The organism is Dyadobacter soli (genome assembly GCF_900101885.1).
Classification (GTDB): Bacteria; Bacteroidota; Bacteroidia; order Cytophagales; family Spirosomataceae; genus Dyadobacter; species Dyadobacter soli.
The window spans coordinates 108,118-121,178 of sequence record NZ_FNAN01000016.1 but is presented as its reverse complement, the minus strand read 5'-3'; the positions used below and the strand labels follow the sequence as shown (position 1 = coordinate 121,178).

General features: G+C 55.1%; 7 protein-coding genes. All 7 read right to left on the bottom strand.

The genetic code is table 11. The features are described from left to right. Window positions 1–10: 10 nt before the first annotated feature. Complete coding sequence (locus BLQ88_RS25020) at window positions 11–1,405, bottom strand: hypothetical protein (protein ID WP_090155603.1); 1,395 nt, start codon at window positions 1,403–1,405, stop codon at window positions 11–13. A 10-nt stretch (window positions 1,406–1,415) separates the two neighbouring features. Next, a complete protein-coding gene (locus BLQ88_RS25015) occupies window positions 1,416–2,750 on the bottom strand; it encodes a RagB/SusD family nutrient uptake outer membrane protein (RefSeq protein ID WP_229212850.1) in 1,335 nt (444 codons plus the stop codon). Window positions 2,751–2,754: 4 nt separating this feature from the next. Further along, on the bottom strand, window positions 2,755–5,793 hold the full coding sequence (locus BLQ88_RS25010) for a SusC/RagA family TonB-linked outer membrane protein (RefSeq protein WP_090155599.1): 3,039 nt from the start codon (window positions 5,791–5,793) through the stop codon (window positions 2,755–2,757). A gap of 122 nt (window positions 5,794–5,915) precedes the next feature. Then, complete coding sequence (locus tag BLQ88_RS25005) at window positions 5,916–6,335, bottom strand: rhodanese-like domain-containing protein (RefSeq protein ID WP_090155597.1); 420 nt, start codon at window positions 6,333–6,335, stop codon at window positions 5,916–5,918. Window positions 6,336–6,721: 386 nt separating this feature from the next. Continuing rightward, window positions 6,722–8,209: a sulfatase family protein gene (locus BLQ88_RS25000; RefSeq protein WP_090155595.1), complete on the bottom strand. Its 1,488-nt coding sequence runs from the start codon at window positions 8,207–8,209 to the stop codon at window positions 6,722–6,724. Window positions 8,210–8,248: 39 nt separating this feature from the next. Continuing rightward, window positions 8,249–9,781: a RagB/SusD family nutrient uptake outer membrane protein gene (locus BLQ88_RS24995; protein WP_090155593.1), complete on the bottom strand. Its 1,533-nt coding sequence runs from the start codon at window positions 9,779–9,781 to the stop codon at window positions 8,249–8,251. Window positions 9,782–9,803: 22 nt separating this feature from the next. After that, window positions 9,804–12,851, bottom strand: coding sequence for a SusC/RagA family TonB-linked outer membrane protein (locus BLQ88_RS24990; RefSeq protein WP_090155591.1), 3,048 nt, complete (start codon window positions 12,849–12,851; stop codon window positions 9,804–9,806). Between the last annotated feature and the right edge of the window lie 210 nt (window positions 12,852–13,061).

The window sequence follows — 13,061 nt, the reverse complement described above, 5'->3', positions numbered from 1 at the left end:
ATGTTTTGATTTACAGTTTAAACTCACCCCGGCGGCCTACTTTTTTCACTTCCCGGAACAGGTATTTTTTATCAATTTTCTTCAAAACCACCTGCAAAGAATCGCTGCCATTGCTGATACCGGAGAGGAGAATGGTAGCGCTGTCGGGACGGCTGTAATGCAGCTGTAACTGATCGGCGGCATTCACTTTATTGGTCAGTTTCAATGTCCTGGCATTCTCGTCCAACTCATAACCATAGTAGTTCCGCCCGCCCGATCCGGCGAATTCGAAGTTCCGTCTGGCATCATCGAAATGGATCTGTTCCACATTCGTGGAATCGATCACCAGCGGCCTGGCCGAACGGATACTGATCGTCGACCATTTCTCGAACACCACATCCTTCCACCGCACGGAGTCCAGCGGCGAATAGGCCAGCGTATCCCCATTGAGCACAAATTGCTCCACATTATACAGCCCGGCAGCCTGCGCAAGGCCCGGTTTCGAAGGATATTGGTATGCATTGGAATGGTAGCCAGCGTAGGTTTTGGAGCCGTAAACCACCACGAAGAAGAGTATAAATGCCGCTTTCAATGCAATGCGGCCGTATTTCAACCTTGTATCACGGAAATCCGGCTTCACCAGGTTCGGCACCGTAGGCTTTTCGAGTGTGAGCAGCCGGAAGAGCCTGCTGGCGTCGAATGCGAAAAGGAACAATGCGAGTACGATGAGGTAGAAGCTGTAAACATACTCGCCGCCTTCGTAGGCCAGGTTGGAAAAAAACACATTTCCTGTAAACGGAATGATGATCAGCGTTGCGATCGTGGTGGTTTTGCGGTGGAGCAAAAGCAACCCGCCCAGCAGTTCGATCAGCCCTAAAAACGATTCATAGTTCGGTACCACACCCAGGCTCATCGCAAACAGCTTCCAGGCACTGAAATCGCCGTAGGCCGTGTTGAGGTTGCTGATCGACGGCAAAGGCGCCTGCAATGGGAAGAATTTGATAAAACCATAGGCGATCAGCCCGGCCGCCAGGCGGTAACGAACGATCACGCGCAGCCAGTAATAGAGCTGGTTGTAATCCCTCCGATCCTTATCGCGGTTACCCCAAACCACCGCACCGGCAATGGCGATCACCAGCACCACGAGCCAGTTGGCAAAAGTATCCTGCGCACCGAAAAACCGCGGCTGGTAACGCGCCAGATCGAAAATATCGCCGTAGGTGAGGTTCAGCCAGTTGATCTGGAAAACGCGGTAATAATATTTCCAATCCAGCGGAATGCTCTGAATGGCGAAATAAATGAAGGCAACGCGGAAGAGTAGCTTTTCCGGAGCGCTCCAAGCGCCGGGCGTTGCGGTGCCATGCAATGCGTCGGCACCAGCCGGGCGCCCCGACGCGGGTTGCTGGTAAACTGAGGTTTGTGTCATGGGTTCAGGATTAATAGCCGGGATTTTGTTTCAAAGCCTTGTCGATCAGCAATTGCTCGGCCGGGATCGGGAGCAGCAGGCGGTTCGCGTCGGTCACGCTGAGCACAGCGGCGGCGCGGCCGGTGCGCACGAGGTCGAACCACCGGTGCGGTTCCAGTGCAAACTCGATGCGGCGCTCGTTTTCAATGGCAAGCAGCAGTTGTTCGGAGGTTGCGGCGGTGCTTTTCGCAATGCCCGCGCGTTCGCGGATCGCGTTCAGGTCGGTGAGTGCACCTGCGAGGGAGCCCGTGTGCGCCCGCGCTTCCGCACGTATGAGGAACAGTTCGGCAATGCGTATCACGAACGTCGGATCGGTGGCGGGACTGCGGTAGTACATATTGCCGTACCAGCGGCCCTGGTTGTCCTTCGCCACGAGCGTGTTGCGGTTCCCGCCGATTTCCGGGTCGTTCACCAATGCCACGAAAGCGTCGTTAGGCGCCCATTGCCGCGTACCGCCTTTTTCCTGCGGCTGCCACTGGCCCCTATGACTGTTCGTTTCGTTTACACTGTAAAAAATCTCGAACACCGATTCGCTGGTACCACGGGCGTCGTTGGCAAAGAATGCATTATAAGGCTTTACCAACTGATAATTAGCCGCATCGGCAATCACTTTCGACGCATATTCCTCCGCTTTTGCGAAATCCTTCTGGTACAGATAATACCGCGCTTTCAATGCCCAAACCGTCTTTTGCGTGGCGCGGAAACGGTCCGTGGTGGCGGGCAGCAGTGGCTCGGCGGCATTCAGGTCGGCCAGTACCTGCGCATACACCTGCTCCTGCGTGGCGCGCTCGATGCCGCGGTTGTCGGAGGGCGTCGCGGTAGGTTTGGTGACGATCGGCACGCCGCCCCAGATGCGCGCCAGGTCAAAATAGGCCAATGCACGGAGGAAGTTGGCTTCGCCAATGAGCTTGTTTTTTAGCGGAGCGGTCAGGAGCGGGTCCTGCACGTTGGGTACTTTTTCAATGACGTGGTTAATGCGGTTGAGCGTGCTGTAAATGCCGCTCCAAACGGACGAAATCGTCGAGTTTTCGGCATTCACCCGGTGGTTGATAAACTCCTGGATCTGCGATTGCGAACCCGTCCATTGAATATTGTCGCCCGAGAGGTAACCTACCGACTGGAAATCGATACTGTAATAGCCCCGGAACGAATTGTAGACGCCATTGACGGCAGTTTCCGCAGAGGCCTTATCGATGATCGTCTGGTCGTCTGAAATGGACGAACGAGGCTGTACGTCGAGGAATTTATTGCACGAGCCAAGCCCGATCAGCAGGGAAAGCGGCAGGATGTATTTGAATGCTTTCATAGTATCAATCATTAAAAGTCAGGTTAAGGCCCAGTTGAAAGCTGCGGGGCTGCGGCGGCGTGCCCAGGTCTATGCCCTGCTCGTTCTGCGCGCTCGACGAGCTCGATTCAGGATCGAGGCCGGTGTATTTGGTAATGGTAAACAGGTTGCTGGCCGTAGCGTAAATGCGGAGCGAGCTGATGTGCCGCACCGGCACCGTATAGCCCAGGGTAATGTTGCGCAGCCGCACAAACGAGCCGTCTTCCAGCCAGCGGCTGCCGCCGTCGCGGTAGTTGTTCACATTCACGCCGTCGGGGCGGGGCACGTCGGTAATATCGCCGGGTTTCTGCCAGCGCGCATTGTTGCTTGCGAAAATCACACGTGCCGCATCGCGGGCGCCGCCGCCTTCGCCGAAGAACTTGTTGTGGTTATAAACCTTGTTGCCGTAGCTGAATGCGAGGAATGCATTCAGGTCGAAACCTTTGTAGGTTACCGAGTTGGTCAGCCCGCCGAAGAACTTGGGCCAGATACTGCCGTTGATCTGCCGGTCGGCTACGGTGATCTTGCCGTCTTTGTTCACGTCCTCGTAAACGGTGTTACCTGTCTGCGGATCGACGTACAATTGTTTGTAAACCCAGAAAGAATAGAGCGGGTGGCCCTGTTGCAGCAGGATCAGGCTCCGGCTACCATATTCGAGCGGGTTTTCCAGCTTTTCGATTTTATTGATATTCCGCGCCACATTGAAAGTCGTGATCCATGAAAAGGTATTGTTCTGAAAATTCACCGAGCGGATCGCCAGCTCGAAACCCTTGTTGCTGATTTCGGCGGTGTTGCTGCGGTAGTTCGCAAAACCGGTGGTGGCAGGCAATGTGAGCGAGAGCAGCCCATTGCTGGTGTATTTGCGGTACACATTGAACTCGATACCCAGCCGGTCGCCGAAGAATGCGATGTCCGCACCTGCATTCAACTGGTTGGTACGCTCCCATTGCAGATCGGGATTCGCCAGCTGCTGCGGCGCAATGCCCGGATTACCCTGGTACGACGATCCGCTGCCCCATAGGCCGAGTGCCGCGAAGCTGCCCAGGCCATTCTGGTTACCCGTCACCCCGTAACTTGCCCGGATCTTCAAATCGCTGATAGCGGCCACATTTTTGAGAAAATCCTCCTGTTTTACACGCCAGCCGCCGCCTATCGAAGGAAAATAGCCCCATTTGCGGTCGGCACCGAAGCTCGACGAACCATCTGCACGAATGCTGAAATCGAGCAGGTATTTGCCGCCGTAGTTATAATCCACGCGGGAGAAGAACGACGCGAGGTTTTTCTTCGACCAGCTGCTCGAACCCGTGGTAGTAGCGGCCGAGGAAATCAGTTTGAAAGAATTACTGGCAAAACCGCGTCCCGTCGCCGTGGTACCGGTGTTCAAATCGCTTTGAATGGTGTTTCCCAGCAAAATGCCGAAGGTATGTTTCGTACCGATTTTCTGGCGATAGGAAAGTGTCTGTTCATTGAGCCACGTCGTAGCCTGGCCGTTGTTCGCGGACGCAAAGCCATTAGGGCTGCCGGTGATCAGGTAGGTATTCCAATATTCGTTTTCATCATAATTATTGAAATCCAGCCCCCAGCTCGTGCGGAATTTGAGGTTAGGCAAAATCTCGGCCTCGGCGTAGAGGTTACCGATATAGCGCAAGCTCACCGAGTTCACATCGTAGTTATCGAGCAGCAAGGTCACGTTGTCGAAACCCGCCCGGCCTACCAGTTCGCCGTTTTCATTGGTAGGAGAAAGATAGGTAGGCGTATGCAATGCAGCCTGCAAAAGTCCGCCCGCGGGACCGTCGCCTGCGCGTGCCTGGTTGCGGAACGTACGCGCGAAGCTGTTGCTCACACCCACCTGGATTTTGTCCGAAATCTTCTGGTCGAGGTTCACCTTAAAGCTCGCCCTATTGAATGTAATAGGTTTCAAAATCGATTCCTGGCTCGTGTAGCCGCCTCCGATGTAATACTTGGTGGAAGCCGTCCCGCCGGAAACCGACAGGTCGTAATTCTGCAAAGGCGCCGTTTGAAAAACCTCGCCCAGCCTGTCGTAGGTCTTCTGCTCTTCGGGCAGGCCTCGGCCGCCTTCCGAAACGGGGCGGAACGGGCGGTTAGCCTCGGTGCGGTTCAGCGAAGGCGTATCCTTGCCGGTATTGATCCACCACTCGTTTACGAGCTGTGCATGCTCGGGGCCGGTGGTGAGGTCCCAGAGCTTGGCCGCTTTGGCCCAGCCATAGGAAGCATTCAGGCTCACTTTGGCCTTCTGGTTGTATTTACCTCTTTTAGTAGTAATCAAAATCACGCCATTCGCGCCGCGCGAGCCGTACAATGCGGTCGCTTCGGCGTCTTTGAGCACTTCCAGGCTTTCGATGTCGTTGGGGTTGATGTCGGCAATGGGCGAGGTAGCCTTGCCACCGGTGTTGGTGGTTTGCATGCTGTTGCTGTTCATGAACACGCCGTCGATCACGTACAGCGGGTCGTTGTCGCCATTGATGGATGTAGCGCCCCGGACGCGCACCGTCACCGCCTCGCCCGGCACGCCGGTGTTGGAGGTAATCTGCACGCCGGGAACTTTTCCTTGCAGCTGGGCGTCGAAACTGCCCACGGGAATACTTTTCACATCGGTAGGGTCCACCTTGGTAATGGAGCCGATTACATTCTTGCGCTCCTGCGTGCCATAACCCACCACAATGACCTCATTCAGTTGCCGCTGGTCGGTTTCGAGCTTCACCGTGAGGTTGCTTTTACTGCCCGGCCGCAGCTGCTGGCTCACATAACCGATAAACGACACGACGAGCTCCTGCCCTTCGCCCACATCAAGATGGAAATTGCCGTCGGTATCGGTCACCGTGCCCTGCGTGGTGCCTTTGATCTGGATATTGACACCCGGCAAAGCCGCGCCATCTTTGTCAGTAACCTTGCCCGTGAGCTCGCCCGAACCCGCAAATGCCGCCGAACCGAGCGTCAGCCACAGCAAAATCCCGAGATAATACCTCCCCCCACGCTTCCGCAAGGTTCCATTCATAAAATTCATACATGTTAGGTTTAATTGTCTTTTTCGCCTGTGTCCTTCCTCCCTTTCCTCCCCTACTTCCCTTTCCTCCCCTTCCTCCATCCTCCATCCTCCATCCTCCCTTCCTCCCTTCCTCCCCCTCATTACCGGAAATGACTTCCTCCCGCGCTGGTTTGCAGCTGCTCGGCTGGGAAGCCTTCGGCTTTTAGCTGTTCGAAACCGCCGATGTTGTAATAGGAGTGAAAGCCGAGCGCATGTAATGTGTCGGTGGCCTTGCCGCTGCGGTTGCCGGAGCGGCAATAGAGGTACACGGGTTTGTGCTTGTCGAGCTTGGAGATCTGCGCTTTGAAATCCGGGCTGTTGAAATTGATGTTTTTGGCGTATTGCAAATGCCCGCCGTCGAATTCCTCAGGTGTGCGTACGTCCACGAGGTACGCTTTGCCGGCTTTGATTTTGGCTAATGCCTGGTCGTCGGCTTTTACGATGTTTTTGGGCGCGGTGTGCTGGGCCTGCACGGTGAGGGCCGATGCGAGCAGCAGCAATAGAAAGGTTAGTCTTTTCACAACGATATATTAATATACTATTTTGATAGAATTAATATACAAATATAGGCCACTCCAAATTGCGCCAGTGCATTTCGGGCATAGCGCAGCTGGAAATTCGGAAACCGTACCACTGGTTTCCGAAACTTCCGGCTGCGTGCTTGCTGACGTATTGATCTGGTAGACTTGGCGGAAAATACGGCGGACTATACTTTTTGGTAGTTGTTGGGGCTGCACTTTTTCTTCCTTAGAATGATCTGCTCATCCGGCCTACTACCGGCGCAATGATCGCCGCACTCCCGATTATGTCATTCAACATAGGCGCAAAACAACCGCAGCGCGTATTGGACCGGTATTTTGCAGCGGGTGCAATTCTGCCGAAAACGAATGAGTGATGAGTTTCGGCATCATGGAAGCGGTTCCTTTGCCGGTCGTTTGTACTGGCCTTTCTCATCGACCGGGCGCGCGTCGGCGTAATCCGGATTCACGTAACCGGTCGCTTTCTCCTGCTTGCCCAGCTCGGTCAATAGCTGCTTTTTCAGCTTTTCGCCGCTTTGCGACTGGTAGAGGTTCGTCGTCTCGTTGGGATCTTGGGAAAGGTCATACAGCTCCGACCAGCCTTCTTCGCCGGGATACTGGATCAGCTTGCCCGTTTCGGTGCGGATGGCTTTGATGGTGGGCGTGTTGTACGGCGTTTCGTAGAAATATTCGTAAAGGAACGAGGTCCGCCAATCTTTCGCCTTTTCCTCAATGAGCGGCACCCAGCTTTTGCCCTGGAATGAAGCCGGTGCCTGAACGCCCGCCAAATCGAGCAAGGTGGGCGCATTATCGAGGTTCAGCACAATCTTGTCGATTTTTTTGCCTTTCGGAAAACGGGCCGGGTACCGTACCAGCAATGGGATGCGGATCGATTCTTCATAAGCCGCGCGCTTGTCGCCCAGGCCGTGCTCGCCGAAGAAGAAGCCATTGTCGCTGGAAAAAATAACCACCGTATTCTGATCCAGTTTCAGTGAATCGAGCGTGCGCAGCACACGGCCTACGTTTTCGTCTACACCTTTCAATGCACCGAAATAATTCCGAATCTTCTGATCGTTGTTTTCCGTCCAGGAGGCGGATTGAGTGGCATTTTGAGGTGCATTCTGTCCTCCGTTGCCATTCTGGCGCCGCGGCGTTTCGATCTGGCCCTTGTAAGGCGAATCGAGGATTTCGGTGGCGGGTTTGGTCAGTTTTACATTCGCAAATGTATCCTTATGGCGCACCGGTGGCTGGAATGGCCCGTGCCCGGATTTGAAAGCGAGTGTTACCAGGAACGTCTCGCTTTGGTGCTGCCGGATGTATTCGATCGCGTTAGTGGTTGAAACGTCGTCCACCCAGCCTTTGCTCGGCTCCGGTTTGCCATCGATCTCGATCGGGCAATCGAAATATTGCCCCTGCCCTACGAAGCTGGCCGAATAGTCGAAACCCGGGCGCTTGCCGGTTTCTTTACCCATATGCCATTTGCCGAAAAAAGCCGTGCGGTAACCGGCATTGCGCAGCTCGGTCGCATACGTGCGGGTCGTGTCGGTGAGCCCGGTATGGTTGTTGGCAATGCCGTTCAAATGGTTGTAACGCCCGTTGAGCATCGTCGAGCGGCTGGGCGAGCACAGCGAATTGATCACAAATGCATTCCGGAACCGCACCCCTTCACTGGCGAGGCGGTCGAGGTTGGGCGTGGCGAACCACGGGAAACGTGCTTTATCGCCTTGCTCCTTCTGCACCACGCTCAATGCGTCGAAACGCTGGTCGTCGGTGTAAATGAGGATGATATTAGGCCGCCGGGCTACCTGTGTTTGCTGCGCCTCCGCGTGCCAGAACCCCTGAGCCGCCACGAGCGCCGTTAAAATCAGCTTTTTCATTGCAATTGGTTATTTAGAGTTTCAAAACGTCCTATTGTACTACCACCCCGGGTTCTGATGCCCTTGCAGCTTCGGGTTGTTATCAATCTCCTGCTGCGGGATCGGGTACAGGTAATGCTTGGGCTGGGCGTTGGTTTTTCCGGCGGCGTGCAGAGATTTGATCAGGTAAGCGTCCGGGCCCGTGAGCGGCTTGTAGCGAATGAGGTCGAACCAGCGGGAGTATTCGAAAACAAATTCCAGGCGGCGGTCTACCCGCAGCGAGTCGCGGAACTGCGCTTGCGTGAGGCCTTTGGCGAGATCGGGCAGTCCTGCGCGGTTGCGTACGGTATTGTAGGAAGCATAGGCCGCCGCAGTGGGGCCATTCTGCTCGTTTTCCGCTTCGGCGTGGATCAGCAGCACGTCCGAAAAGCGCAATATCGACACGTTGGCAGCCGATTGCGACAGGTTACCGGCCTGCGCGGGGTCCCACCATTTGTTGAAATGCGGGTTGGGTTTCGTACCGCCCGTGGCCGGGTCCTTCACGGTGAGCTGGTAAGTTTGCCCGTTTGCCGGGCTCACAATAGAGGTAATGAACGAAACATCCCGGCGCTTGTCTTTCGGTGAATACAATTCGTAAATACCCGGAAGCGGCTGCTCGGCGAAGTTGCCGTTCAGGCCCGGAATGCCCGTCGGCGCCTCTCGCATGGCCTGGTTGTTACCGTGGGAATCGGCATTGGATTCGAACTGGGCCGAGAAAATATGCTCGATACCATTTTTGTATGCAGGCAGGAACGCATGCGCGTAGTCGGCGAACAAGGCGTAGCCAAACGGCCCGTCGATCACTTCTTTCGATTTCTGGATTGCGTTGGTAAAGTCGTAGCGCGTCAGGTACACCTTCGCCAGCAGCGACCGCGCCGCGCCGCCCGAGGCCCGGCCTGCATCGCCCGCGGTATATTTCGTGCCCGATTTGGCGAACGGCTCGTTGGGCAATGCCTCGGCGTCTTTCAGATCCTGGATAATCTGCGCGTATACCTGATCCGCGGGCGCGCGCTCCACGTACAGGTCCGCAGGACTGAGCGAGGTAGTCTCGTGCAGGATCAGCGGGACATCGCCATACAAGCGCACGAGGTTGAAATAAAACAATGCACGCAGGAACTTCGCTTCCAGCACAAGCCGGCCGCGCAAAGTTTCATCCATTGGTATTTGGGGGATTTTATCAATGGCGATATTGGCACGGTTCACGGCGTCGTAATGCTGCTGCCAGATCTCGCGCACGCGCTGGCCGGTGGACGAGTGCGAGAGCACCGACTGCGAGCGCACATCCGCATTGGTAGCGCCCGGCCCCGGCTGCACGTCGTCGCTCATCATGTCCATACCGGTCGAAAACAGGACGTGGTAGGGCGTCTGGCCGGATGCGTTGAGGCGGAAATAGATCGCGCTCACGCCGGCGAGGGCATCGGCCTGGGTTTTGAAAAACTGGTCGGAGGAGACGAACGATTTCGGGGATTCGTCCAAATCCACGCAGCCGACGAGCAATGCGGTCAATGCTAGGGTGAGCAGGCTTTTTTGTAAAATATAATGCAATTTTTTCATCGTGATGTTTTCCGTTAACTGATCAGAAAGTGAGTGTCAAACCGCCCAAAAACGTCTTGCTGGCCGGGTACACGCCATTGTCGACGCCCTGCGTGAGGGTCGCCTGTTCGTTGCGGCTCACTTCGGGATCATAGCCGGTGTATTTGGTCCAGGTAACCCAGTTTTGGGCAGTTACGTGAAGCCGCAGCTGGCTGATACCCAGCTTACTCGTAACGGCTGCGGGCAACGAATAGCCGAGGCTCAGGTTTTTCAGGCGCAGGTAAGAACCATTTTCGATAAACCGGTCGGATACCGTCACCGCCGGATTTTCGATGGCGCGGTGGATTTCGTTGCTCGGGTTAGTCGGCGTCCAGCGATCGAGCATCGTTGTAGAAGCATTGATGTAGCCGGTACCCAATTCGAGGTTGGCCTGGTTGGCATTGTACACCTTGTTGCCCGACTGCCCTTGCAGCAGCACATTCAGGTCGAAGTTTTTGTAGGAGAAATTATTGGTTAAACCAAAAATAAACTTCGGCTGCGCATTACCGACGATCACCCGGTCGTAAGCCTGCGTAATGGTGCCGTCGGGCTTGCCATCCGCACCGCTCACATCCACATACCGCTGGCTGCCGGCCTTGTCGTTCGCATTGAATTTAGGCAGGTTGGCGATATCGTCCCCCGTCTGGAAGATGCCATCGGTTTTCAATACCAAAAACGAACCCAGCGGATAACCTACCTGGGCAATGGACACGCCCGAAATCACCGAGCTCACACCAGGCCCGAGGCTCAGCACCTTGTTGCGGTTGGTAGAAAATACAAAATCCGTTGTCCAGCCGAATGCGCCTTCGGTATTCACCGTATTGATAGCCAGCTCGATACCCTTGTTTTCCACGCTTCCGTAGTTCTGGAACGCATTGGGATAACCGCTCGTGTAAGGCAGAGGCACATCCAGCAGCAGGTCAGTCGTCTTCTTATAGTAGGCGTCAAACGTCACATTTACGCGGTTTTTGAACAAACCGAGGTCGATACCGGCGTCATATTGTGCGGTTTGCTCCCAGCCCAGGTTCGGGTTGGCAATGCCGTTGGGCGCATAGCCCGCCACGAGTTTGCGGCCGAACAAATAGCTGAAATAGGCCTCCTGCGCAAGCGAGGTGTAGGGCGCGATCTCCTGGTTGCCCGTCACGCCGCCGCTGACGCGGAATTTGAGATTGCTGATTTCCTGCACATTACGGATAAACTCCTCCCTGCCCAGGTTCCACGAGAACGCCGCCGACGGAAAGAAGCCCCATTTTTTATCCTTACCCAGCCTGGAAGAGCCGTCCGCACGGGCGGTGAGCGTGAGGTTGTATTTGTTGCGGAAAGTATAATTAATGCGGCCCAGGTACGAAAGCAGCGTCCATTTGAAATAATTGGAAGAAGCATTCTGGAAAGTGGTACCTCCGCCGAGGTTGTGATAGCTAAAATCGTCGGTGACAAAAGTGGCCGCACGGGCAACCGTGTTTTCGGTAGTCGAAGCCTGCTGGGTGATCCCAACCACGGCGTCGAGGGCGTGGTCTTCGCTGAATATCTTGTTGTAGCTCAATGTATTCTCGTTCAGCCAGCCGATGGTGTTTTTGTTACCCACAATACCCTGGCCATTGAGCCCGCTGCCTTCCTGCAAGGTGGCAGGCAGGTAGCGGTTCTGCTTGTTGAGCAGGATGTCGGTACCGAGCGACACCTTGGCTTTGAGGCCGTCGGCGATCTGGTACTCGCCATACGCATTGCCGAAGCCGCGGAAAATGTGCGTTTCGTTCACTTGCAGGAACAACGTTGCGATCGGGTTGGCCAGCGGGCTGTCGTAAATACTTCTGAGTGTGAATCCATTAGCAGAAGTCGGGTCGTACACCGGCATGGTAGGCGGCATTTGCAGCAGGTTAGGCACCACGTTTTCGGGCGCTACCTGGGCCGACGATTTGCTGCCCGTAAAGTTGAATCCCAGCTTGAAACGCTTGCTCATATCGCGGTCGATATTGATCCGGAAAGAATAGCGTTCGAAGTCCGTGTTATGCAATATCCCGTTCTGTTTGAAATAGTTACCACTCAATGCAAACCTCGTTTTATCATCGCCTCCCGAAAACGAAAGGCTGTGGTTCTGGATCGAGGCCTGGCGGAATGCCTCATCCTGCCAGTCGGTACCGACGCCCGGCCTCCCCAGGCTGTCGATTTCCGCCTGACTAAACGCCGGCGACTTTTTCGAGTCGGCCATTGCGTCGTTTTTGAGCAATGCCCATTGCTGCGCATTCATTAAAGGAAGCGTTTTCAGCACTTTCTGGACACCATAATAGCCGTCGTAGGTGATCACATTTTTGCCTTGCTTGCCCTTTTTGGTCGTAATAATCACTACCCCGTTCGCACCCCGGGAACCGTAAATGGCGGTGGCGGAAGCATCTTTCAGGATGTCTATCGATTCGATATCGCTCGGGTTTAGTGTGGATAATGCATTGATAGTCGGGCCGTTGGTTACGCCCGCATCGGCGTAGCTGTTGTTGTTATAAACCGGAAAACCGTCGATCACGTAGAGCGGCTCGTTGGCGCCGTTGATCGAGTTGCCACCCCGGATCTTGATGCTGACCGAGCTCCCCGGCTGCCCCGACGACTGTGTTACCTGCACACCCGCCGCACGTCCCTGCAATACACGGTCGAGCGAGCTGATAGGCACGCCTTTGAGATCGCCGGTGGAAATGGATGATACGGAGCCGGTTAAATCGCCCTTTTTCTGCGTTCCGTAGCCGATTACCACCACCTGGTCGAGTACGTTGGCTGTTTTGAGCACTACGTCGATGGGAGCCGAGGACAGTTCATACACCTCGACGTCCTGCTGCTCGTATCCTGTGAGATTAATTTGTAATGTAAATGGAAATTCTTTGCCTGCGGGAATCTCGAAGTTGCCGTCGGGGTCGGTCACGGCATATTTGGAAGTGCCTTTCTGAACGACCGTAGCCCCCGGCAGCGACTGGCCGGTGTTGTCTTTTACAAAACCTTTCACGGTTTCCTGCGCGGATGCCAGCCGGGCAGCCAGCATCAGCATTGTGAACAATAAAACTCGTTTCATGTAATGGAATTAGGTGAGTGAATTGGGTAACGCTTATGAATAAACGCCGTGCGGGCGAGTCAATGCAGAACCGGCCTTAGCGCTTGCAGGCAGTCGTCGGAATTGCTTCCGGAGTTGGGGAATGAAGCTAATGCGTGGTCAGCAACACCAATGGGTGCTCGCGAAGAAGCGGCAGGGTACCACCGTGGAAGAAGCAATAGTTATCCGTAC

Excerpts from the sequence above, each read along its gene's own strand:
- BLQ88_RS25015 (WP_229212850.1), bottom strand. The coding sequence starts at position 2,750 with ATGAAAGCATTCAAATACATCCTGCCGCTTTCCCTGCTGATCGGGCTT.
- BLQ88_RS25000 (WP_090155595.1), bottom strand. The coding sequence starts at position 8,209 with ATGAAAAAGCTGATTTTAACGGCGCTCGTGGCGGCTCAGGGGTTCTGG.
- BLQ88_RS24995 (WP_090155593.1), bottom strand. The coding sequence starts at position 9,781 with ATGAAAAAATTGCATTATATTTTACAAAAAAGCCTGCTCACCCTAGCA.
- BLQ88_RS24990 (WP_090155591.1), bottom strand. The coding sequence starts at position 12,851 with ATGAAACGAGTTTTATTGTTCACAATGCTGATGCTGGCTGCCCGGCTG.
- BLQ88_RS25010 (WP_090155599.1), bottom strand. The coding sequence starts at position 5,793 with ATGAATTTTATGAATGGAACCTTGCGGAAGCGTGGGGGGAGGTATTAT.
- BLQ88_RS25020 (WP_090155603.1), bottom strand. The coding sequence starts at position 1,405 with ATGACACAAACCTCAGTTTACCAGCAACCCGCGTCGGGGCGCCCGGCT.